Genomic DNA, 21,176 nt, shown 5'->3' on the forward strand with positions numbered 1-21,176 from the left:
GATATCATGAATTATAAATTTGTAACTGTTCCAGTATATGCTGTACCAAAATTAGTTATGGAGTTTGAAGAAGATTATTCAATGTTAACAAATATATTCATGGAAATAGTTCTTGGTTATGATAGTAAAATGGATTGGCTAAAGGCCATAAACGATATTATGTCTGGAACAGATGAAAAACATGATTTTGGAGTTCCTGGATTTGGAGCAGAGGTTGGCAAAGAAAAAACAATAATATATTGTGATTTTACAGATGAAGAATTTGAAATATCAACATATGAATTTAAAAAGTTGTCCGAGATATGGTTTGATAAGTTAGAAGAGTTTGAAAAAACAGGTAAAATTGATTAATAAGCACTTACTAAGTAACAATAGTAGGTGCTTTTATTATGCCTGAAATGAGGTGAATGTTTATGAGTACTGCAGTGCAAATAACGTTAATAATATGTTCCACAATTGTAATACTGAGTTTTATGGGGAATAAAAAGAAGCCTTAGAAATAAGGCTTTTTATTTTGCCCTTAGCATGGCTTAAACTGCTTTAAACGTCTTGTGTGCTTACTTAAGTGTACAAGGTATAAATACATTAAAAATAATATAAACACATGTCCTAAGGCTCGTATGGAGGTTTAGGGGATAGGAGGAAATATGTTAAAGAAAGATTTACTAGAAAAAATCAAAAATGCAAAAGATGATGAGGATATAAATTCTCTATTATCTGGGACTGATATTGAAGAAACTTTTAAAGCTAGTGGACTTACGTTGGAAGCTTTTAAGGGGAAACTTAAGGAAAAAGATTTTAAGGCGTTCTTAGAAAGTGAAAATGATAAGCACTTTAATAAAGCTTTAGGTACTTGGAAGGAAAATAACTTAGAAAAGGAACTTGACCCTTTTATAAAGGAGAAGTATCCAGATTTAGTTACTGATCCAACTCAAAAGAAATTATTAGAGTTAGAAAAAGAATTAGAAAAAGAAAGAAAATCTAATGCTAGAAAAGATTTACTAACAGAAGTAATGAAATATGCAGCTGATAAAAAGTTACCAGCTAGTGTAGTGGAAAAGTGCTTAGGAGAAGATTTTGATAAAACTAAAGAAGTTATTGATTCAATAGCTGAGGATTGGTCAAAAGGTCTTGAAACAATGGTTACTGAAAAGATGAAATCTAACAGCTATGTACCAGGAAAGGGTTCAGACGGTAAAGCTATTAGCATTGGAGCTGCAATTGCAGCGCAAGCAAATGGAAATAAAGTAGAAGGTGCTCCTAATCCATGGGGCGATGATAAATAGGGAGGGAAATTTATGTATTTTAAAAAAGAAACTTATAATTCAGATCTAGAAATTTTAGTTACACCTGCAAACTTAGTTACTTTTAGTGGAACAGTATTAACTGATGTGGCTACGGCAGATGAATATGGTAGGAAATATGTATTAAATGGTAGTTTAATAGATGCTGATGGTAATGTGGTTAAGCAAACTGGAGCCACTGGTTCAGAAACATTAACATCTACTCCAGTAGGTATATTATATAAAACTGTAGATGTAACTAATGGTGATATGCCATGTAGCTTAGTAGTAGAGGGATATTTAAGGGCAGATAGAGTTTTAGATGGCTTTGCAGCTAAGGCAATAACTGCAATTAAGACTGCTTTACCAAACATAACATTTAGATAATAAGAGGAGGAATTAATAATGCCAAGAATAGAAGAAGTTTTTAATACTAAAGAGTTAATTAATTACTATAAGGAAAGAAAAATCACCCCAATGTTAGGTGAAAGTTTGTTTCCAGAAAGAAAGATTCAAGATATTGAATTTGACATGATATTAGGGGCTGGAGGGTTACCAGTTAGTGCTGAAGTACATGCATTTGACACTAAAACTCAATTAGCTAGTAGAGAAGCAATTGAAAAAGGAGTTGCAAGCTTAGCATTAATTAAAAGACAAATTAAGGTTGCAGAAAAAGAAATAATCAAAATTCAAAATCCAAGAACTGATGCTGAATTAGCATTTGTTTTATCTCAACTGTACAATGATTCTGAAAAGATGGTTGACTCAGTAAAAGTAAGAGTTGAAGCCATGAGAATGGAAGTTCTTTCAAGTGGTAAGCTTAAAATAGAGGAGAATGGGGTTAAAGTTACTCTTGATTATAAGGTTCCAGCTGGTAACAAGAAGTCATTCAACTGGAGCAATGCTACTACATCTACACCACTTGTTGATTTAGAAACTTTAGCATCTGCAGTTGAAACTCAAAGTGGAAGTAGACCTACTAGAGCTCTTACTTCTAGAAAAATTGTTAAGGCAATATGTGCAAGTGAATCTGTGAGAAAAGCAATTAATGGAGTTAATTCAGATAAAATTGTTACTTTGGCTCAATTAAATGAGTTATTAGTACAATGTGAATTGCCTATATTTGTTACTTATGAGGGTAAGTATAAAATTGAAGGTGCTAAAGGATTTACTACTAATAGATACTTCCCTGAAAATGTTATTTCAATGTTTGGAGATGGTACTTTAGGGGAGACAATCTATGGTCTAACTGCAGAAGAAGTAAAATTAATTGGTGATGGCAAGATGGAAGAAGCTTCAATGGTTGGGAATATCTTTGTTGGAACCTATACATCTATAGATCCTGTTGGAGAATTTACTAAGGCTGCAGCTACAGCGTTACCTTCTTTCCCACACGGTGAAGAATTAGGAATTGGAACTATAACTTTAGCTTAATTTAAGAGGGATTAATTGCCCTCTTTTATTTATAAGGAGGAGCTATATGGATTTTACGGATCAAGAATATGAAGAAATGGCTGTACAAGTTATAAGAACATATTTAAATAAGGATTTTTCTGATGATTATATTAGAAAAAACTTTAAATTTGCAATGTATAGAATGATTAATAAAGCCAAGCAATTAGAAGGAAGTAAGCCTACTGGAGTTAAATCAATCACAGAAGGTGATGTCTCAATGACTTTTGAAAACGCCTCAGATGCATTTGTAATTGATGATGAAATTAAAGCTTTGTTACCTTCTCCATATATTAGGATGTATTAGAAAGTTGGTGAGTCAATGTTAGCGCAAGCTATGAATATAGCCAGAAAAGCCATAGAAAGTCTTTATGATTGCACTTGTAATATAAGCGGTGGCATGGAAAAGATTAAGGATCCTGTTACTAAAGAAACTAAATTAGTGCCAAAAATAAAATATAGTGATGTTCATTGCAGGGTATCTAAACAAAATTTATCTAAGAATAATCAAACTGATACTGTAAACCAAGTAGCCTATGAGCTTAAATTGTTTATTGCTCCAGAGTTAGAAATACACCAAGGAGATATAATTGAAGTTACTAGATTTGGAGTAACTACTAAATATATTGCTGGTGAAGGCTTTATATACAATACACACCAAGAAGTAATTATTAGTAAAGAGGATAAGGCATAATGGCTAAACTAGGAAGCTTTGATTGCTCTGAATTTAGAAAGCTTGCTGGAAGCTTCCAAAAGGCTTTAGATGAAAGAGTAATTGAAAGATGGATAAAAGAATTTCTTTTAGAAATGGCTTTTCGTGCTGAAAGGAAGATTAAAAAGCGTACTCCAGTAGGTGTATATCCCGATAAAACTGGAGGACATTTAAGACGTAACTGGCAAGTAGGAGAAGTTATTAAGCAAGGGAATGCATATATAGTAGAAATATTTAATAACGTTGAGTATGCAAGCTATGTGAATAATGGTCATAGAACTAGAAATCATAAAGGATGGGTCGAGGGACGGTTTATGGTTGAAATATCTATGCAAGAGATAGAAAGAGATTTGCCTAAGTTCTTGGAAAAGAAACAAGTAGAATTATTAAATCAAATACTTAATGGTAGGTGATAATGAATGAGTAATATTGAAATGAAGATAGAGGAATTAGAAAAAAGAGTGGCTGAACTTGAAAAGCAAGTCCAGCCAGTAGATATTAATAAAATTACTGAAAAGTTCGCTGAAGAATATTCCCAAAAATCTAATCATCTTCTTTAGATTTTAATTCTTCATACCTTTTAAGTATAGTGACACATACTTCAGCAGAAAGCTTCATATTAGTCAAATGAATATTAACATAAGGATCATTTGAAGGGTTAGGATTTTTTAATTTAAGTTCTTGTAAATAATCAGATAAGAGTTTATCAAAGTTTATATTTGACATGGATATCCCTCCTTTCTTAGTAAAATTATAACATTAAATAAGAAGGTGATAACATAAATGATTTAAGAATAGGAATTAATCAGGTATTAGATAAAGAATTTCCTAGCATAAATATATATGGAGAAGAAATAAAGCAGGGCTTTCAGGAGCCTTGTTTTTTTATTAAGATTCTAAGCTCAGCACAAAATAAGGAGATTAACAGAAGGTATAAGAAAAATATATTCTTTGATGTTCATTACTTTAGTGATAAAGAGGATATAAATGCGGATTGCCTTGATATGGCTGATAAGTTATATGAGGTGCTTGAGTATGTGCCAGTAGGTAATATCCTATACAGAAGTACTGGCATGACCCATGAGGTTGTAGATGGAGTTTTACATTTCATGCTGCAATTTGATTACAAAGTAATTAAGCAAGTAGATCGCGAACCTATAATGCAAAATTTAAAAGTTGAGGTGAAAACTATTGGAGAATGAAGAAGTTAAATTTAGTAAAGAACAAATAGTATCTTCTAAACAATTTACAGTAATAGAAAAGGACATATTAAAAGCTATTTTAGAAGATAAGGAATATAGCTTAGAAGAAGCTAAAGAAGTATTAGAAGAGTTTAAAAAGAAAGAGGTGAAATAGTATGGCTGGAGGAACTTGGGAAAAACAAAACAAGATTAGACCAGGTGCATATATAAATTTCAAGTCTAAAAAACAAGCTATAACGCCAATAGGTGAAAGAGGTATTGCTACAATGCCTTTAGAATTACCTTGGGGGCCAGAAAAACAAATTCTTACTCTATATGCTGATGATGATTTATCTAAAGTACTTGGAATAAATATAGCAGATGAAAGCGCGCTACTTATTAGAGAAGTATTTAAGAGAGCAAAGATACTTCTATTATACAGGCTCAACGAAGGGACTAAAGCCACTGCAACATTAGATGGATTAACCGTTAATGCAAAATACACAGGGACTAAAGGAAATAATATTACTGTAGTAATCCAAAACAACATAGATGTTCCAGGCAGCTTTGAAATTATAACTATGTTTGAAGGAAATAAGGTAGACAAACAATTAGGTAAGGCTATATCTGACTTAAAAGCTAACAGTTATGTTGAATTTAAGGGCACTGGAGAATTAAAAGCTGCTGCAGGATTACCACTTACAGGTGGGGAAAATGGAACAGTTACTAATCAAAATTATACTGATTATTTAGCAGCTATAGAGCCTTGCGAATTTCATACAGTAGGTATTTCTACTAAAGATCCTGCTATTAAAGCAGTAGCAACCACATTTATAAAAAGATTAAAAGAAGATGGTAGACAAGTTCAGTTAGTATTAGAAAATTATTTAGAAGCTGATAGTGAAAATGTTATTAGTGTTAAAAATGGAGTTGTTTTAAGTGATGGAACACCAGTACCATCTGATAAGGCAGTTGCATTTGTAACAGGAGCTACAGCAGGTGCTAATATAAATCAGTCAAATACTTATGCCGTTTATAATGGTGCTATTGACGTTGATGTGAAATATACTAACAGAGAGATTGAAGAAGCTTTGGCAAATGGTGAGATAGTATTCACTATAAGTAACGGTCGAGTGGTAATAGAGCAAGATATTAACACATTTAAAACTTTCACAAGTGATAAAGGAAAAGACTACAGGAAAAATAGAGTAGTAAGAACTTTGTTTGAAGTAAACAATGGCATTAGGCTGCTATGGGAAACTAATTACATTGGTAAAGGCAACAATAGTGACGATGGAAGAAATCTATTTAAAAAAGATGTCATTAAGTTTTTAGAGAGATTACAAGGAATTGGAGCTTTAGAAAACGTAGTTCCAGAAGATGTAGAAGTTTTATCTGGTTCAGATAAAGATTCCGTAATATCAAGAATAGGGATACAGCCTGTTGATGCTATGGAAAAATTATATATGGATGTGGAGGTGGAATAGTATATGCCTTATTTAGATTTTAAAGATACTATAAGTGGTCAAGAGGCAAGAGCCTATGCGACCATAGATGGAAGAAATGAAGAACTATTTTATATTAAAAAACTTGAATCCAAAATTGAAAAAGAAAAAAGTGAAGGCAAAACATTAGGCAAAAGAGGTACACAAAGTAAAGCTAAGGGGTACAAAGGAACAGGTACCCTTACAATTTACTATGTAACTTCTTTATTCAGAGAGCTTATGCTTAAATACATGAAGGATGGGATTGACACTTATTTCGATATAACAGTTGTAAATGAAGATCCTACAAGTTCAATCGGAAGACAAACATTAGTATTGAAAAATTGTAATTTGGATGAATGCTCTATGGCACTACTTGATGTAGACTCAGATTCTTTAGAGGAAGATGTAGGATTTACATTCGATGATGTAGATTTATTAGATAAATTTAATGAACCAGTATTAGGATAATAGGAGGAGTATAAAATGAGTCAATTTGAAGATTTTTTAATGGAAAGTTTTGAGGATGCAGTAGAGATTGAAAAAGAAATAATTATGGGTGGAAGAAAAAGAAAGATGAAGTTTAAGCCTATATCTTCAACTTTAGGTGATGAAATAAGAAAGAAATGTAGAAAGGTTACATTTACAAAAGGGCAAAAGATGTATGAAACAGATCAAGATAAATATATTTCAAACCTTATTATAGAAACTACAACATATCCAGATTTAAAAAATGCAGAGCTTCAGAAATCCTGGGGAGTAATGGGTGCAGAGCAACTTCTGGAATCCATGAAATTAAAGATGAGCGACGGGGAATATTCTGATTGGTCAAACGTAGTAAGTGAAGTGAATGGGTATAATAGGACTATGGAGGAACTAGTAGACGAAGCAAAAAACTAATAAAGGGGGACGATAGTGAGGCTACATATGCACACTATGCCCTCCACAAACTTAAAATCCTTCCTGGCACATTAGCAAATATGTCTAGACAAGAAAAAGCCTTTATTTATGCTTCTATAGATTTACATGTAGAGAGTGAAAAGAAATCTTTAAGCAAGACAAAGAAATAAGAAGTAATAAAGATAATAATTGAATTATTAAGGAATATTTGTTAATATTTAAATAACTAAGTGGGAGGTGTTCTTGTGGGATTATTTTTTAAGAAGAAAAAGAACATAAATGGAGAATTAGATAAATTTGAACTTAGACATATAACAGGACTAGAAATACCAGAAAAGATGTATTGCGAAGTTACTGTATACAGTGATAAATTGGTTATTGAATCTGGGGATAAGGAATATAATTTAAAAATGGAAAAAATATGTTCAGTTGATTTTGATATGAACTTAGATATAGAAAAATATACAAAATCAAGCATGGTAAAAGGTGTAGTTGGGGCAGCTACATTTGGAGTATCAGGTGCAATTATCGGATCATCACCAAAAACAAAAGAAAAGAGAAAAGTTACTTGTAAAGCTATTATAAGTTATGAGAACAGTTCTGGGGATACTGCATATATGATATTTGAAGATCTTGAGGCAAATGCAGTAAAAGGAGCGGCAAGATTAGTAGATACATTAAGACCAATAGTAAAAAAGAGAGAAGAAAAAAATAAAATTGAATTATAAAACTTAAAAAGCATCTATAACTAGGTGCTTTTTTATTATGCCTTGAAAGTGAGGTGATAGTTATGGCTACAGTGGCAACTTCGTTAAAAATGTTTGACCAGATGACTAGTCCTCTCCAACAAGTTACACAGGCACTTAACCTTACCATATCAGCTATGGATCGAATGAATAACTCAGCGAGTAAAGATATCAAAATGACTAATACATTAAATGCAGCAAGGGCGGCAATCCAAAAATCTAATACGGGATTACAAGAATTAGCTAGTTCTCAAGGAAAAGCAACTAGAGAACAAAACAATTTAAATAACTCATTTGAGAAAGGCTCACAAGCTGCTAATGGGTTAATGGGGAAGGTCAAAGGTCTTGTAGGAGGATATTTAGGTTTTCAAGCTGCTAAACAAGGAATTAAATCTACTATAGGAGGAGCTATGGGGCTTCAACAGCAGCTCTTTACACTACAAGGTATTATGGGCAACAAAGATGTTGCAACTGCATATTTTGATAATCTACAAAAGAAAGCTAATGAATCTGTATTTGGATTTGAAGAGTTTGCGGGTAATGCTAGAAAATTTATGCAATTTACAAAGAACACTAAAAGCTTAGATAAGTTAGCTAATCTTTCTGAAAGACTTACGCTTATGGACCCAGCCCAAGGATTAGAAGGTGCAGGATTTGCAATGAAGGAAGCAATGAGTGGAGATTTTACTTCTTTAAAAGAAAGGTTTGGTTTTGGAAAAGCTGATGCGGAAATACTTAAGGCTTCAAGCTCTATGGATGATTTTATATCTAAATTTGATAAATTATTAGCTAAAAAGGGTTTTACTGAGAGTATGCTACAACAATATAACAAATCAGCAACTGCACAGTTTGATAATTTAATGTCCAATATTCAAACATCATTAGCTGAATCAGGTAGTAATGCCTTGGAGATACTTGCTCCTGTTATAACACAGTTAAATCAAGCATTTAGTAATGGAGATTTTCAAGTATTTTTTAACTCAATATCAACTGGAATAGCTGGAGCTGTTAATTTGATTTTATGGTTAGTCGATGGGGTACAGTGGATTGGAAGTGGCATACAAAGTAATTGGGGAATTATAAGTCCCATATTAGCTGGAGCTATAGGAGCAATTATTACACTTAAAGGAGCAATGCTTGCTTATAATATAGTACAAGGAATATCCAAAGGTATTCAACTTGCTTCTGCAATTGCTACAGCAGTTCATACAAGGGCAACATTGGCTAAAGTTGATGTAGATGCGGCAGCCACAGCATCTCAGTGGGGACTAAATGCAGCAGTATTAGCATGCCCTTTAACATGGTTAGTAATTATTATAATAGCAGTTATAGCAGCAATAATTGCATGGTCAGTTCACACTTATGGACTTCAAGCAACTTGGCTTATGTTTACTAATTTTTTAATCACTGCATTTGATACACTTAAGATTTGTGCATTTATGGCAGTATACGGAATAATGAATATGTGGGATTCTTTAGGTGTTTCATGTTATCAATTATCTGTAAACATTCAGAATGCGTTAGGTAATATGAAAGCTGGGGGGCTTATGATAATACAAAACTTTGTTAATGGTGCAATAGATCTAATCAATGATTTAATAAATACGGTGAATAAAATCCCAGGGGTTTCAATTAAAGTTATAGATGAGGTTACTTTTGGTACTGAAGCTATGGCAGAAAATGAGGCTGAAAAGGCTGGCAGGAATAAGGATTTGGCTGCTTACATGTCGCAAAAAGATGCAGCAAAGAAAGCAAGAGAAAATAATTTGAAAAATATGGTCAAGGAGGCAGATGCGGATTTAGCTAAAAGGCAAGCAAAAATAAATGCAGCTAAGGGAGCTCATGCAAAAGCTCCAAAAGAAAATAAACTATCTGCTGGTGCTGGAATAGATTTAAACAAGTGGAATAAAGCACAAGGTCCAGGAGCGTTGTCTATGAGTGGAGATAAAGACAAGAATCTCAAAGATGCTAACAAACACCTTAAGAATATGGATGATAAAATGGATGTTTCCAATGAGCATTTAGAAATAATGAGAGATCTAGCAGAAGCAGAAAGTATTCAAAATTTTGTTACCTTAACTCCTACAGTTCAAGTAACTACTGGAGATATAAGAGAAGAGGCAGATATAAATAAAATAATATCTAAAATTGAGACTTATATGGAAAATGAACTAGTTAATAGTGCAGAGGGGGTATATGCTTAATGGACTATAAAATGTATCTAGGAATTAATAATGGTGAAGAAGGGTTTGTTTTGCCAATACTCCCTGAGAAGATAGAATTTAATGAAAGCGGAGATAATAAAACCTATGACATTATAAACTTAGGTGAAGTTAACACAATAAATTTACCTAAGTTAACCGAAATAAGCTTTGAAAGTTTTTTCCCTAAAAATGAAGGACCATATGTAAGCTCGGAGCAATTATTTGAACCGAGCTTTTATATTTCTAAAATTAAAGAGTGGAGAGAAAATAAGCAAAAGATAAGATTTATATTTACAGGCTCTCCACTTGAAATTAATGATTTATTTACCATAGAGAATTTAAAACTAACCGAAAGCGGCGGAGAAGTTGGAGATATTTATTACTCTATAGAATTAAAGAGGTATAAATCTTATGCTGCTAAAAAGGTTGTAATAGTTACTAGCAAAAAAGACACTAAAAATATAGTAAAAGCTAAAGTTAATGCCAAGCCACCAAGATCAGTAGAAAAAGCAAAATCTAAAACACATACAGTTGTTAAAGGTGATACTCTTTGGCACATAGCTAAAAGATATTTAGGGGATGGTGCTAGATATCCAGAAATAGCTAAACTAAACAATATAAAAAATCCTAATCACATTTATATAGGGCAAACAATAAAAATTCCATAGGAGGATTTATGGAGATACAACTACTAATAGACAACAAAAATGGCAATGTATTTGATATATCAGAATTAATCAGTGAAGTCACTTGGAAAACTAAAAGAAAAGGAAATTCATCTAGTTTAGATATTAAATTATTAAAAGATAAGCAACTACCCATAAATAATGGGGATGTAGTAAGTTTTAAAATGGATGGTAATGGTATTTTCTACGGATATGTATTTGAGAATGGCGGCAGTAAAGATTTAGATATGCAAGTAACTGCCTATGATCAAATTAGATATTTACTATACAATGATACTTATAAGTTTGAGAATAAAAAAGCAAGTTATATTATAAGTAAAATTTGTAAAGATGTGGGCTTGAGAATAGGAACCATAGAAGATACAGGCTACGTTATACCAACGCTATTAGGGGATGATAAAAAGCTATTAGATATAATCTATAGTTCCTTAGAAAATACCGTAATGAGTACTGGAAAGACTTATACATTATACGATGATTATGGATATTTAAATCTTAAAAATATAAATAATATGCGGCAAGCTGCAGTTATAAGTGATGATAGTAATTTAGGTGACTATGACTGGAAAAATAGCATAGACAGTGATACTTATAACAGAATTAAAATCGTTAAAGATAATAAAGAAACTAAGAAGAGAGATGTGTTTATTTTTGAGGATAGTAATAGTATTAGAAGATGGGGAAGGCTTCAGTATTTTCATAAAGTAGATGAAAAAATGAATAAGGCCCAAATTCAGGAAATGCTTAATTCTACGTTAAAACTTAAAAATAGAGAAACTAAGACTTTAAAACTTAAAGATGTAATAAGTACAGATATAGCAGCAGACTTAAAGTTAAGAGCTGGCAGTGGTGTCTATGTAGATATAAAGGAAAAAGGCATAAGTCAATATTATCTTATAGAAGAGGCTACACATAAGTTTGAAAAAGGTAATTTAATTATGGACTTTGATTTGAAGGTGGTGTAAGGTATGGGAATGATAGATATTGTAAAGAAGGCTGGAGTAGATGCAGTAGGAGCTGGCAACCCTGTAAATATAATTTTTGGAGAAATACTAAGTATAGAAGATTTAAAAATCAAGATAGATCAAAAACTTATATTACCCCAAGAGTTTTTTATTATTCCTGAAAATCTAACCAGGTATGAAATAGATTTAAGTCATAGCCACAACTATTCAAATGGTTCAACTTCTAAAGAACTAAATAAAATAGTCATTAGAGAAGGGCTTAAGCAAGGGGATAAAGTATTACTTTTGAGAGTACAAGGTGGACAGCAATATGTAATACTAGACAAGGTGGTGTAAACTATGAATGAGATTAGTATATTGCCACAAGGAGCAATCGTACAAAATGACTTAGAAGTGGAAGAAACATTTATACAACCTACTAAAACTTATAAGGTAGATTTTATAAAAGGCAGAGTAGTTGGGTTTTGTGATGGAGTGGAGGCATTAAAACAAGCTATATGTTTAATTTTAAATACAGAAAGATATGAGCATTTAATATACTCAGATTACTATGGAAGTGAGTTAAAATTTTTAATAAGTAACGAGAGAAATATAGCTGAAAGCGAATATAAAAGACGAATAAGGGAAGCTCTTATTCAAGATGATAGAATAGAAAGCGTAGATAATTTTACATTCAAGTATGATAAAGACGGTGTTCTCATAGAGTTCATGGTCTTTTCTATTTATGGAGAGTTTGATATGGAAAGGGGGATAACAAGTGTTTGAAGAAAATACAGAAGAAGTTATTTTAAAAAGAATGCTTGATAAGACTCCTGATGATATTGATAAAAGAGAAAGTAGCCTACTATATAATACCTTGGCTCCAGTGTCACTAGAATTAGCTTTTGCATATTCAAATTTAGATAGGTTTCTAAGCTATGCTTTCCCTGAGCAAGATACACCAGTTGAGTTTATTGAGAAGCGTGCAAATGAAGAAGGTATTAAGATAAAGCAAGCTGAAAGCGCTGTTAAAAAAGGTTATTTTTATGATAGCAATAAAAAGTTTATAGATATCCCCTTAGGATCTAGATTCTCTATTGATAAATTTAATTTTAAAGCTATAGAAAAGATAGAGCCGGGGATTTATAAGATGGAATGTGAAAAAACAGGTGTTGAGGGAAATAATCCATCAGGACAATTAATCCCTATAGACTATATAGAAAATCTATCTATAGCTGAGTTAGGAGAAATAATAAGAGAAGGTATAGATATAGAATCAGGTGAAGATTTATTTAATAGATATTCAGAAAAAATACAAAAGCCTATTACATCAGGGAATCCAAATCATTACAAACAATGGGCTAAAGAAGTTGCGGGAGTTGGAGATGCAAAGCCAGTTCCTTTATGGGCAGGCAATGGAACAGTTAAAGTAGTTATAATGGACAGTAATAAAAAAGCACCTTCTAAAGAATTAATAGATAAAGTCTTTGAGCATATAGAGGAAGCAAGACCTATAGGACCAAAAGTAACCATTATTGGGGTTACAGAAAAACAACTTAGCGTAACTGCAAATATTGCATTGGCAAATGGTTTTAATATAGGACAAGTCCAACAAGAATTTATAATATTACTAGATAAATATCTAAAAGACATAGCTTTTAAGTTAACCTATATTAGTATTGCAAGAATAGGAAACCTACTATTAAATACTCCAGGGGTTTTGGATTATATGAATTTAAAAATAAATAATTCTACAGCTAATATTGGATTGCAGGATGAAGAGGTACCAGTCTTAGGCACTGTAGAGTTGGGGGTGTGATAAATGTACCCAAATGAAATAGATAAATTTACAGAAAAGCTAAACAAGATTGATGGCAATACTTATGTAATTGAAGAAGAAGTAATGTTGATTAATGGAGTGTACGAAGTTGAGCTTAGGCATGATAACGTGAGCAATACGAGCGTAAGAGTTTATACAGGCTCTAAGCTTACTGGAGATAGGATAGACAATTTTATTCTTTCTACTCCAAGTTTAACTCCGTGGAAAAAGATAATAAAAATATTTTCTAGTAATCAAAAAGTATATATAACCTATGAAACTCAAGGAGATACAGTTGAAGCTGATGATATTAATAAAGTACAAGAAAGTATAGTAAATACTCAAATAGAAGTAAATAGATATAAAAGTTCTAATGACTTAGAAGTTAGCAATTTAAAAGTTAGAGCAACAAATTTGGAAAATAATAAAGCCGAAAAAACATATGTGGACACTGAGCTTAATAAAAGATACCTTAAAACAGAAACATATACTAAAACTGAAACTGACCAAAGAATCCAAATGGTAGTGAATGCAGCTCCTGCGGCTTTAGATACTTTAAAAGAACTTGCAGATGCACTTAATAATGACCCTAACTTTGCTGCAACCATAACAACTCAATTAGCAGGAAAAGTAGATAAAATCGTGGGGAAGCAATTAAGTACTGAGGATTATACAACTACTGAAAAGAATAAGCTTGCAGGAATTGAAGCTGAGGCTAATAAGTATATACATCCATCAACACATACGGCAAGTATTATTGTTCAGGATAGTACGCATAGATTTTCTTCAGATACTGAAAAAACTAATTGGAATAGTGCAGTAGAACATATAAAAGATACAGTACGACATATTACTAAAGCTGAAAGAGATTCGTGGAATGGTAAAGCAGATATAAGTAATATACCAACTAAAGTAGGACAACTTGAAAATGATAAAAAATATATAACCCAAAGCGAACTAGGCAATGCTGGATATGGGGATATGCTGAAATCAACATATGATACAGATAATGATGGAATAGTAGATTGGGCTGAAAAAATAGAATGGAGTGGAGTACAAAACAAGCCACCCACATATCCCCCATCTACACATAATCACGATACTTTATATATTCAGAAGAATTTAGCTCCTGTATCTGATTTTAACAATGCTTTAACTGAGGGTGAAATGCAAATAGCTTCTCCTACTTCATTATTAAATGCGCCATACCCGGGGAATATGTATGGTAAGCTAAGAATATATGTAAGTGATGGTGGGACTCACAATAACTCAAGTAACTGGATATGGCAGTATTTTGACGACACAAGTAGTGGAAGTTATACTAGATTTAAGGTTAATGGTAGTGCATGGACAGCTTGGAGGAGAATAGATGCGGGGGCATTTGCCCCATCTGGATATGGTTTAGGAACTTATTTATCTACTGTGAGTGTTACTAATTCTAATGATGCTACTATGACAGGTATGTATTGGGTATCGTCTAGTGATGCTAATAAACCACCCGGAGTAATTGCGGATGGTTTATTGATAGTATTAGCACATAGTAGTTTATGGATAAGTCAGATATATTGTGATTGGCAGAGTAACACTTATAGAAGAACTAAGAATAATGGTGTGTGGAGTTTGTGGAAAAAGGTAGCAACAGTTAATGACGGAGTTACATGGAATAATCTAAAGGGGGTGTAGGTTTTGTATGGAGCTATAAAATATGGTGCTGGTCAATATGGTAGCAATTTCACAATACCAGAAGATGAAATAAATTTATATAGACCAGACTTGTTAGCTTATTTACCTCCTGTTCTTCAAGAAATAAAAGAATTTAATGTATGGAATGATGTAGTAGGCTATGAACTAGCATTATTAAATTGGCATATAAGAGATGTGCTTAAACAATGTTTTATTGATACTGCTACATGGGGATTAAGTTTGTGGGAAGAAGAGTATGGAATAAGTATAGATTTAAATAAATCTTATGAAGAAAGAAGAGAAATATTAAAAGCTAAAAAGAGAGGTCAAGGGACTGTAACAAGGAAAATGATAAAGGAAACAGCAGAAGCTTTCAGTGGTGGCGAGGTAGATATTATTGAGCATTCTGAAACCTATTCTTTTACAGTACAATTTATAGGTATTAAAGGCATTCCAAAGAACTTAGCAGGGTTCAAGGATATGCTAGATACTATAAAACCAGCTCACTTAGCATATGAGTTTCAATATACTTATACAGTTTGGAATCACTTAAATGAAAAGAAATTAACCTGGAATAATGCTAAATTTAAAACATGGAATGAATTAAAAGTTTTTGAATAAGGAGGGCGATATAAATGCAAAACACAGCAAATTCAGGACTAAAAAAGCCTGAGGGTACAGATGTAGTAAATATTGATGATCTTAATTACAATGCAGACAAAATTGACTTAGAAATAAAAAGTTTAAAAGATAACAAAGTAGATAAGGTAACAGGAAAAGGTTTATCTACTAATGATTATACAACCACTGAAAAGAATAAATTAGCGGGAATAGTTGCAGGAGCAAATAATTATGTGCATCCAAGTACTCATCCTGCAACAATAATTGTTCAAGATGCTTCGCATAGATTTGTTAGTGATACAGATAAGGCTAAGCTTGATGGGATAGCAACAGGTGCAAATAACTATACGCATCCAAACTCTGGTGCAACTGCCGGTGAATTTAGATGCGTAACTGTGAATGCACAAGGTCACGTCACTGCTGGTACTAATCCTACAACACTGGGTGGCTATAACATTACAGATGGAGCACCTAAGGCATCGCCTATATTTACAGGAACACCAAAAGCGCCATCCGGAGCAACTGATTACACAACAGCAAGATTAAGGAATATATACTTTTCAACTAATATTCCAACATCAATGGCAAATGGAGATATTTGCTTGACATATGAATAGGAGTGATATGAATGGCTAGAGGTGTATATATAGGAATTGGTGGAGCAGCTAAGAAAGTAAAAAAGATACACGTTGGAGTTAGTGGGGTAGCAAGAAAAGTAAAAAAAGCATTTGTAGGAGTGGGTGGGCTTCCCTATTGTGTTTATAGTAGTGAGGTAGAATATCAAGGAGTGGCAACTCCCTTAAGTTCTGATAAAGCCTTCAAAACAGCTGGAAACAATGATGCTTATGTATTATTTGCTGGAGGAGATAGTTCCGCAGTTGTTGATGCGTATAACATTAATTTACTAAGAACTACTGCTAATGCTCTCGTCTCTGCTAGACGTGAGTTGACCGCGGGGAAAGTTGGAGCGTATGCTTTATTTGCGGGTGGCTACAACGGCTCTATTCATTCTAAGGATGTAGATGCTTATGATACATTGCTAGTGCATACCGTAGTCGCTGCCCTATCTAGTGCAAGAGAAGAAATGGGAAGTGCAACTTTGGGAAATCATGCCATATTTGCCGGAGGTGGTAATAACTATACTACTAATACTGTAGAAGCTTTTGATAGTTCTCTAGTAAAAACATTACTCTCATATCTAAAGTATTCTAGAACTCAAGTTAAAGGTGCTACAGTTGGGAATTATGCTATATTTGCTGGAGGGTACAATTCAGGGTCAGAAAATTATGTTGAAGCATTTGATAGCTCATTGGTAAAGACCATAATTACACCCTTAACTACTGCTAAAAGACGAATGGGTGGTGTATCATTTGGAGGTTATGCACTGTTTGCTGGGGGTGGTGGTAATACATCACAATGGTATTCTGATGCAGATGCATACGATGCCTCATTAGTTCATACTACTCCAACCAGCTTGTCTGCACCAAGAGATACTCCTGGAACAGCCGTGGTAGGCGACTATGCATTATTTGTTGGTGGAAAAACAAGCAATACACCTACTTATTCTAATACAGTAGATTATTACGATAAAAACTTGGCATTAAACACACATGCTAGTGTTGTAGCAACTGCTCAACAATACACAGGTGCTACTATAAGAAGTCATGCATTATTTACTGCTGCAGCTAAGGGCACAGTAGTTGAAGTATTTTCGAACTAAACAATAAAGGAGAGATTTGTAATGATAAAATTAGAGAAATTTGATGGTACAAAAACTTATATGTTTCCAAATGGTCAGGTGGCAACACCGGAGGTTATGAGAAAGAATTATTCTGCCTTGGATTATTTTGCTCACATTATACAGGTAAGTGGAAACACTTGTATGGCAATTCAAGAGTTAGGAGCAATGAGAAATATATATAAGATAGATGAGGCATTGACAGAGGATGAGGCTATATTAGCAATAGAGGCTATAATAAATGCACCAGAACCAGAACCAGCACCTACCGCGGAGGAACGTATAGCGAGTGCATTAGAATATCAAAATTTATTGGCTATGCCAACAGCATAAAGGAGGAGTATACTATGACATTTGAAATGATTAAAAAGAATTATGATAGAGGTTTATGGAATGCAGTAATGGTAAAGACTGCAGTATTAAAAAGAGTAATTACTGAAGAACAATTCAAGGAAATAACAGGGCAAGATTATGTAGCATAATACAGATATAAATAATTTTCAAAGGCAAAGTAAGCACTAGAGATAGTGTTTTTATTTTGCCTTATTTTATAAGAAAGTAGGTGCGGCATGAATGAATTAGAAATGCTTCAAGACCATGAAGGAAGAATACGAAAGCTTGAGGAAAGTGATATAAGACAACAAATTCAGCTTGCAAGCATAGAAAAATCTCAAGCTGAGATAAAGGTTATGATAAATGATACTTCTAGGGAGCAGCAGAAGACTTTAAAGGAATTTACAGAACAAATATTAAATACATTTACTAAAAATCTATCAGATGATAATACAACTAAAAATAAAATTAAATTTTATAATACAAAGGAATTTTGGGCTATTGTTGCAAGTGCTATAACTGCTACAATAGCTTTTTTTACTAAATAAGGAGGTAATAAGTATGAATATTAATTTAATGGATTATGTTGTTGAGCAAGCCTTTATTTTAATACCTTTTCTATATATATTGGGTAGAATGTTGAAGGGCACAGTGAAAATAAAGGATTGGACTATCCCTTGGATACTTTTAATTTGTGGTATTGGTGGAGCTATAGCTTTAATAGGACTCAATATAAATGCAGTAATTCAAGGGGTGCTGGTCACAGGAGTGACTGTTTATGCTAACCAGTTGTTTAAGCAGAGTATAGATAAGAGGGAGGAATAACTCATGGCTTATACAGATAATTTTATAAACAGCATTAAGAATGGAGCTATAGCTTCTATGAGGAAGCATGGAGTATTAGCAAGTATAACAATTGCACAAGCTATATTAGAAAGTAGCTGGGGAAATAGCACATTAGCAAAAGAAAGTAAAAATTTGTTTGGTGTAAAAGCTATAGGTGGGTGGAGAGGAGCAAAGAAAAGTTATGCAACTTATGAGTATTACAATGGTAAGAAAACTCTAATAAATGATTATTTTAGAGTATATAATAGTTATGCGGAAAGTATAGAGGACCACGCTTTATTCTTAGTTAATAACTCTAGATATAAGCAGAATGGATTTTTTAGTGCTAAAGATTATGTAGGACAAGCAAATGCTTTGCAACAGGCAGGATATGCAACAGCTCCTAACTATGCTCAGCAACTTATAGCTTTGATAAAACAGTATAACTTAAGCAAGTATGATAATATCAAGAAAAGTTATATAAATATTGATGGTGGAAGTTATGCTGCATATAATAGAGGAGCTCCTGGAGTAAATTTAATTATAAGAGAGTATTCTCCAGATATTACAAGAGTTTTCGCATGGGTAGATAGTGACAAGGGAGCAAGCTGGGCATTTGACTTAGTACCTCCAAACTGCAACTATACAGCATTAAAAAAGAATACAAGTAAAGTCATAACTGCAAGAAATGGTGGATACAGTTTTAGTAAAGGTTCTAATTATAAAATAACAGTTAAGGGATATAATAAGAACGGACAGATATTAGCAGAAAATAAAATAATTATTAAAGTACCATTAAAGTAATAAAGATTCATTCCCTATTCTTAAATAGAGGGTAAATTAAGTAAAGTAGTAATATTGTTATAATAAGGTTATAGCATTATTACTACTTTATTTTATATAGTTAATCATTTGAATAAATATGTCTACAGCTTAAAGTAGATTTATATTTATTATAGTTTTCTAGGGATAGAGTTAAAACCTTCGTCACCTATTTTAAGCATCTTATTAAAGAAAAACTCACTTATAACTGTTTGAGGGAGATCGAAAATTCTGCTATATTTTGGTACATCCCAACCGGTAAGCATGGCTTTTTCAGCATATCGCTGACAAGTTCCTATAACGGAATTGGCTGCTTGTAATTTACTAACACTTTTCTCCTGATAATACCTTGTTGCACTTGTAACACCTTTATATATAATTCCATAAACCTGAGAAATAGAAAAGTCATTTAAAAAATTATCAAGTAAAGAAATTGTTTTTTCACCAGGACTAAATTCAAAGCTTACTTTTTTCATCTGATACTCTAAGTACTGGAGACATTCAGCAATAGCTATTTCTTTCCAAAGTGGACGTACCATTATATTATCAAAACTACTAAGATCAGGCGGATTTAATAAGTATTCAAAAACATTATCCTTTTCACAATGCTCTCCGACATTTAGGTGATAATTAACGTCATATATGTAGTATCTATAAGGGAAGTTAACACCTTCTCTTTCGACGAATGATTTAATGTCCGAATTTGGATGTATAGCAATTATTTTCTTATTTTTTAATGTAGTTAGAATGTCTTCACTTAATTCTACAGTAGGTGCCAATTCACCTTCTATACTGTTTAGTGCCTGGATATATTGCATATCCTCTGATAAAGCTAGTCTTAATAAAGCACCTATGTATAGCCTATCTCTCAATGTTAGATCCTTCAATTCAATTGGCACACAATCATGTAGTGAATATACTTTATTTATTAAATCTCTTTTTCTTTCTTCTAGTTCTAATCTTAGTTCTTTTTCCTTTTGTTGTGCAGCTTTTCTTTTCTCTGAACACGTCTTGCACTTACAGCTAGCGCTATCAGTATGTCCACACTTATAGCAGTACGGTTTAGTTCTATAGCCAACTCTGGTTTTAGGTTGTCTATCAACTATCATATGTGTATTGCAATTTGGACAAAGCATATCTTCACATATCTTTGGGGGAAATAGAGAGCATAATTGGCTTGTAGTTGCATTAATTTTATATTCTTTGATTAGTGATGCTGTCTTTTCATTGCTATAGTATCTTCTCATTAATTCATTTATTTCATCTTCTGTTAGATGTTTTAACTTTGGATTAACTTCATAATTAGAATTATTTAAGTTATTACTATCTACCTTATCTGAGTTAGATTGGTAAATAGAACTAGCAGTCTGTGTATGCCCACATATCTCACAATATTGGTTGTAATCTAACGAAGTTGTATCTCCAGGTTTTCTACCTGTCACAAGAGGTCTATGACATTTTGGACAGAATACATCTTTGTATAACCATGTTGGAAGCAGTAAGTATAGCTCGTTTGGAGCTGTATCAATTTTGTATTCTTCAATCAGTGTTTCTATATTTTCGTTAGTATAGTATTTTCTTATTAATGACTTTAGCTCATCATTTTTTAAATGTTTTAGTTTTGGGTCAATTTCATAATTAATATTATTCATAGTATCATCCTTTGTTTTAATTAAATAGTTATATAAATATAGTTTATTATAAATTACTTATAATCACAATATTCTTATATTGTTTGGGGAT

General features: G+C 32.7%; 31 protein-coding genes. 29 read left to right on the plus strand and 2 right to left on the minus strand.

The window, feature by feature from the left end; all coding sequences use genetic code 11:
- Nucleotides 1-6: 6 nt before the first annotated feature.
- The 8 genes from CRN98_RS04260 to CRN98_RS17660 all read left to right on the plus strand — a co-directional run bounded on the left by CRN98_RS04260 (nucleotide 7) and on the right by CRN98_RS17660 (nucleotide 4,007).
- Entirely contained in the window at nucleotides 7-351 is a 345-nt protein-coding gene (locus CRN98_RS04260; RefSeq protein WP_097026169.1) for a hypothetical protein, read from the plus strand.
- A 296-nt stretch (nucleotides 352-647) separates the two neighbouring features.
- Nucleotides 648-1,286: a DUF4355 domain-containing protein gene (locus CRN98_RS04265; RefSeq protein ID WP_097026170.1), complete on the plus strand. Its 639-nt coding sequence runs from the start codon at nucleotides 648-650 to the stop codon at nucleotides 1,284-1,286.
- A 12-nt stretch (nucleotides 1,287-1,298) separates the two neighbouring features.
- Nucleotides 1,299-1,670 (plus strand): hypothetical protein, encoded by a 372-nt coding sequence (locus CRN98_RS04270; RefSeq protein WP_179631913.1) that lies wholly within the window; start codon nucleotides 1,299-1,301, stop codon nucleotides 1,668-1,670.
- An 18-nt stretch (nucleotides 1,671-1,688) separates the two neighbouring features.
- Complete coding sequence (locus CRN98_RS04275) at nucleotides 1,689-2,717, plus strand: major capsid protein (protein WP_097026171.1); 1,029 nt, start codon at nucleotides 1,689-1,691, stop codon at nucleotides 2,715-2,717.
- A 46-nt stretch (nucleotides 2,718-2,763) separates the two neighbouring features.
- The gene (locus tag CRN98_RS04280) at nucleotides 2,764-3,042 is read left to right on the plus strand and encodes a hypothetical protein (protein WP_242960821.1); all 279 of its coding nucleotides are present in this window, start codon (nucleotides 2,764-2,766) and stop codon (nucleotides 3,040-3,042) included.
- A 15-nt stretch (nucleotides 3,043-3,057) separates the two neighbouring features.
- Entirely contained in the window at nucleotides 3,058-3,429 is a 372-nt protein-coding gene (locus tag CRN98_RS04285) for a hypothetical protein (RefSeq protein ID WP_097026172.1), read from the plus strand.
- Nucleotides 3,429-3,860, plus strand: coding sequence for an HK97 gp10 family phage protein (locus CRN98_RS04290; protein ID WP_097026173.1), 432 nt, complete (start codon nucleotides 3,429-3,431; stop codon nucleotides 3,858-3,860). Before CRN98_RS04285 ends, CRN98_RS04290 begins: the two co-directional genes overlap by 1 nt.
- Nucleotides 3,861-3,866: 6 nt before the next feature.
- A complete protein-coding gene (locus CRN98_RS17660; protein ID WP_179631915.1) occupies nucleotides 3,867-4,007 on the plus strand; it encodes a hypothetical protein in 141 nt (46 codons plus the stop codon).
- Here the strand turns inward: CRN98_RS17660 and CRN98_RS04295 are convergent.
- Nucleotides 3,991-4,173, minus strand: a complete 183-nt coding sequence (locus CRN98_RS04295; RefSeq protein WP_097026174.1) for a hypothetical protein — start codon at nucleotides 4,171-4,173, stop codon at nucleotides 3,991-3,993. The two genes, CRN98_RS17660 and CRN98_RS04295, sit on opposite strands and share 17 nt — an antisense overlap.
- A gap of 53 nt (nucleotides 4,174-4,226) precedes the next feature.
- On the opposite strand from CRN98_RS04295, the gene CRN98_RS18110 reads away from it, so the two are divergent.
- From CRN98_RS18110 to CRN98_RS04400, 21 genes are all read left to right on the plus strand, one after another.
- Nucleotides 4,227-4,649 carry a phage tail terminator family protein gene (locus tag CRN98_RS18110; RefSeq protein ID WP_097026175.1) on the plus strand — a complete coding sequence of 141 codons (423 nt, stop codon included), beginning with the start codon at nucleotides 4,227-4,229 and terminating at the stop codon, nucleotides 4,647-4,649.
- A complete protein-coding gene (locus tag CRN98_RS17665) occupies nucleotides 4,639-4,803 on the plus strand; it encodes a hypothetical protein (protein WP_179631917.1) in 165 nt (54 codons plus the stop codon). The genes CRN98_RS18110 and CRN98_RS17665 overlap by 11 nt, the downstream gene beginning before the upstream one ends.
- Nucleotide 4,804: 1 nt before the next feature.
- Nucleotides 4,805-6,115, plus strand: coding sequence for a phage tail sheath family protein (locus CRN98_RS04305; RefSeq protein WP_097026176.1), 1,311 nt, complete (start codon nucleotides 4,805-4,807; stop codon nucleotides 6,113-6,115).
- 3 nt (nucleotides 6,116-6,118) lie between these two features.
- Nucleotides 6,119-6,583 (plus strand): phage tail tube protein, encoded by a 465-nt coding sequence (locus CRN98_RS04310; RefSeq protein WP_097026177.1) that lies wholly within the window; start codon nucleotides 6,119-6,121, stop codon nucleotides 6,581-6,583.
- A 15-nt stretch (nucleotides 6,584-6,598) separates the two neighbouring features.
- Nucleotides 6,599-7,012, plus strand: a complete 414-nt coding sequence (locus CRN98_RS04315; RefSeq protein WP_097026178.1) for a phage tail assembly chaperone — start codon at nucleotides 6,599-6,601, stop codon at nucleotides 7,010-7,012.
- Between the two features lie 245 nt (nucleotides 7,013-7,257).
- On the plus strand, nucleotides 7,258-7,740 hold the full coding sequence (locus CRN98_RS04320; RefSeq protein WP_097026179.1) for a hypothetical protein: 483 nt from the start codon (nucleotides 7,258-7,260) through the stop codon (nucleotides 7,738-7,740).
- A 62-nt stretch (nucleotides 7,741-7,802) separates the two neighbouring features.
- Nucleotides 7,803-9,962 (plus strand): hypothetical protein, encoded by a 2,160-nt coding sequence (locus CRN98_RS04325; RefSeq protein WP_097026180.1) that lies wholly within the window; start codon nucleotides 7,803-7,805, stop codon nucleotides 9,960-9,962.
- Entirely contained in the window at nucleotides 9,962-10,630 is a 669-nt protein-coding gene (locus tag CRN98_RS04330) for a LysM peptidoglycan-binding domain-containing protein (protein ID WP_097026181.1), read from the plus strand. Before CRN98_RS04325 ends, CRN98_RS04330 begins: the two co-directional genes overlap by 1 nt.
- A gap of 8 nt (nucleotides 10,631-10,638) precedes the next feature.
- Nucleotides 10,639-11,613 carry an XkdQ/YqbQ family protein gene (locus tag CRN98_RS04335; protein ID WP_097026182.1) on the plus strand — a complete coding sequence of 325 codons (975 nt, stop codon included), beginning with the start codon at nucleotides 10,639-10,641 and terminating at the stop codon, nucleotides 11,611-11,613.
- Between the two features lie 3 nt (nucleotides 11,614-11,616).
- Nucleotides 11,617-11,949: a DUF2577 domain-containing protein gene (locus CRN98_RS04340; protein ID WP_097026183.1), complete on the plus strand. Its 333-nt coding sequence runs from the start codon at nucleotides 11,617-11,619 to the stop codon at nucleotides 11,947-11,949.
- Nucleotides 11,950-11,952: 3 nt separating this feature from the next.
- Nucleotides 11,953-12,378: a DUF2634 domain-containing protein gene (locus tag CRN98_RS04345; protein WP_097026184.1), complete on the plus strand. Its 426-nt coding sequence runs from the start codon at nucleotides 11,953-11,955 to the stop codon at nucleotides 12,376-12,378.
- Nucleotides 12,371-13,411: a baseplate J/gp47 family protein gene (locus CRN98_RS04350; protein ID WP_097026185.1), complete on the plus strand. Its 1,041-nt coding sequence runs from the start codon at nucleotides 12,371-12,373 to the stop codon at nucleotides 13,409-13,411. Before CRN98_RS04345 ends, CRN98_RS04350 begins: the two co-directional genes overlap by 8 nt.
- Nucleotides 13,412-13,414: 3 nt before the next feature.
- Nucleotides 13,415-15,094 (plus strand): pyocin knob domain-containing protein, encoded by a 1,680-nt coding sequence (locus CRN98_RS17855; RefSeq protein ID WP_242960824.1) that lies wholly within the window; start codon nucleotides 13,415-13,417, stop codon nucleotides 15,092-15,094.
- 3 nt (nucleotides 15,095-15,097) lie between these two features.
- Nucleotides 15,098-15,715: a YmfQ family protein gene (locus CRN98_RS04365; protein ID WP_097026186.1), complete on the plus strand. Its 618-nt coding sequence runs from the start codon at nucleotides 15,098-15,100 to the stop codon at nucleotides 15,713-15,715.
- Between the two features lie 14 nt (nucleotides 15,716-15,729).
- Nucleotides 15,730-16,332 (plus strand): hypothetical protein, encoded by a 603-nt coding sequence (locus CRN98_RS04370; RefSeq protein WP_097026187.1) that lies wholly within the window; start codon nucleotides 15,730-15,732, stop codon nucleotides 16,330-16,332.
- 11 nt (nucleotides 16,333-16,343) lie between these two features.
- The gene (locus CRN98_RS04375) at nucleotides 16,344-17,435 is read left to right on the plus strand and encodes a Kelch repeat-containing protein (protein WP_097026188.1); all 1,092 of its coding nucleotides are present in this window, start codon (nucleotides 16,344-16,346) and stop codon (nucleotides 17,433-17,435) included.
- A gap of 21 nt (nucleotides 17,436-17,456) precedes the next feature.
- A complete protein-coding gene (locus CRN98_RS04380) occupies nucleotides 17,457-17,786 on the plus strand; it encodes a hypothetical protein (RefSeq protein ID WP_097026189.1) in 330 nt (109 codons plus the stop codon).
- A 14-nt stretch (nucleotides 17,787-17,800) separates the two neighbouring features.
- Entirely contained in the window at nucleotides 17,801-17,935 is a 135-nt protein-coding gene (locus CRN98_RS04385) for an XkdX family protein (RefSeq protein ID WP_097026190.1), read from the plus strand.
- 87 nt (nucleotides 17,936-18,022) lie between these two features.
- Nucleotides 18,023-18,334: a hypothetical protein gene (locus CRN98_RS04390; RefSeq protein ID WP_097026191.1), complete on the plus strand. Its 312-nt coding sequence runs from the start codon at nucleotides 18,023-18,025 to the stop codon at nucleotides 18,332-18,334.
- A gap of 19 nt (nucleotides 18,335-18,353) precedes the next feature.
- Nucleotides 18,354-18,611, plus strand: coding sequence for a phage holin family protein (locus CRN98_RS04395; RefSeq protein ID WP_097026256.1), 258 nt, complete (start codon nucleotides 18,354-18,356; stop codon nucleotides 18,609-18,611).
- 3 nt (nucleotides 18,612-18,614) lie between these two features.
- Nucleotides 18,615-19,415, plus strand: a complete 801-nt coding sequence (locus tag CRN98_RS04400; protein ID WP_097026192.1) for a glycoside hydrolase family 73 protein — start codon at nucleotides 18,615-18,617, stop codon at nucleotides 19,413-19,415.
- A 149-nt stretch (nucleotides 19,416-19,564) separates the two neighbouring features.
- Here CRN98_RS04400 and CRN98_RS04405 read toward each other — a convergent pair whose 3' ends face one another.
- Nucleotides 19,565-21,085 (minus strand): hypothetical protein, encoded by a 1,521-nt coding sequence (locus CRN98_RS04405; protein WP_097026193.1) that lies wholly within the window; start codon nucleotides 21,083-21,085, stop codon nucleotides 19,565-19,567.
- Between the last annotated feature and the right edge of the window lie 91 nt (nucleotides 21,086-21,176).

The organism is Clostridium peptidivorans (assembly GCF_900205925.1).
Taxonomy (GTDB): Bacteria; Bacillota; Clostridia; order Clostridiales; family Clostridiaceae; genus Clostridium_AK; species Clostridium_AK peptidivorans.

Coding starts and splice junctions, on each gene's coding strand:
- CRN98_RS04260 (WP_097026169.1), top strand. CDS start 7: ATGAATTATAAATTTGTAACTGTTCCAGTATATGCTGTACCAAAATTA.
- CRN98_RS04265 (WP_097026170.1), top strand. CDS start 648: ATGTTAAAGAAAGATTTACTAGAAAAAATCAAAAATGCAAAAGATGAT.
- CRN98_RS04270 (WP_179631913.1), top strand. CDS start 1,299: ATGTATTTTAAAAAAGAAACTTATAATTCAGATCTAGAAATTTTAGTT.
- CRN98_RS04275 (WP_097026171.1), top strand. CDS start 1,689: ATGCCAAGAATAGAAGAAGTTTTTAATACTAAAGAGTTAATTAATTAC.
- CRN98_RS04280 (WP_242960821.1), top strand. CDS start 2,764: ATGGATTTTACGGATCAAGAATATGAAGAAATGGCTGTACAAGTTATA.
- CRN98_RS04285 (WP_097026172.1), top strand. CDS start 3,058: ATGTTAGCGCAAGCTATGAATATAGCCAGAAAAGCCATAGAAAGTCTT.
- CRN98_RS04290 (WP_097026173.1), top strand. CDS start 3,429: ATGGCTAAACTAGGAAGCTTTGATTGCTCTGAATTTAGAAAGCTTGCT.
- CRN98_RS17660 (WP_179631915.1), top strand. CDS start 3,867: ATGAGTAATATTGAAATGAAGATAGAGGAATTAGAAAAAAGAGTGGCT.
- CRN98_RS04295 (WP_097026174.1), bottom strand. CDS start 4,173: ATGTCAAATATAAACTTTGATAAACTCTTATCTGATTATTTACAAGAA.
- CRN98_RS04305 (WP_097026176.1), top strand. CDS start 4,805: ATGGCTGGAGGAACTTGGGAAAAACAAAACAAGATTAGACCAGGTGCA.
- CRN98_RS04310 (WP_097026177.1), top strand. CDS start 6,119: ATGCCTTATTTAGATTTTAAAGATACTATAAGTGGTCAAGAGGCAAGA.
- CRN98_RS04315 (WP_097026178.1), top strand. CDS start 6,599: ATGAGTCAATTTGAAGATTTTTTAATGGAAAGTTTTGAGGATGCAGTA.
- CRN98_RS04325 (WP_097026180.1), top strand. CDS start 7,803: ATGGCTACAGTGGCAACTTCGTTAAAAATGTTTGACCAGATGACTAGT.
- CRN98_RS04330 (WP_097026181.1), top strand. CDS start 9,962: ATGGACTATAAAATGTATCTAGGAATTAATAATGGTGAAGAAGGGTTT.
- CRN98_RS04335 (WP_097026182.1), top strand. CDS start 10,639: ATGGAGATACAACTACTAATAGACAACAAAAATGGCAATGTATTTGAT.
- CRN98_RS04340 (WP_097026183.1), top strand. CDS start 11,617: ATGGGAATGATAGATATTGTAAAGAAGGCTGGAGTAGATGCAGTAGGA.
- CRN98_RS04345 (WP_097026184.1), top strand. CDS start 11,953: ATGAATGAGATTAGTATATTGCCACAAGGAGCAATCGTACAAAATGAC.
- CRN98_RS17855 (WP_242960824.1), top strand. CDS start 13,415: ATGTACCCAAATGAAATAGATAAATTTACAGAAAAGCTAAACAAGATT.
- CRN98_RS04370 (WP_097026187.1), top strand. CDS start 15,730: ATGCAAAACACAGCAAATTCAGGACTAAAAAAGCCTGAGGGTACAGAT.
- CRN98_RS04375 (WP_097026188.1), top strand. CDS start 16,344: ATGGCTAGAGGTGTATATATAGGAATTGGTGGAGCAGCTAAGAAAGTA.
- CRN98_RS04380 (WP_097026189.1), top strand. CDS start 17,457: ATGATAAAATTAGAGAAATTTGATGGTACAAAAACTTATATGTTTCCA.
- CRN98_RS04385 (WP_097026190.1), top strand. CDS start 17,801: ATGACATTTGAAATGATTAAAAAGAATTATGATAGAGGTTTATGGAAT.
- CRN98_RS04390 (WP_097026191.1), top strand. CDS start 18,023: ATGAATGAATTAGAAATGCTTCAAGACCATGAAGGAAGAATACGAAAG.
- CRN98_RS04400 (WP_097026192.1), top strand. CDS start 18,615: ATGGCTTATACAGATAATTTTATAAACAGCATTAAGAATGGAGCTATA.
- CRN98_RS04405 (WP_097026193.1), bottom strand. CDS start 21,085: ATGAATAATATTAATTATGAAATTGACCCAAAACTAAAACATTTAAAA.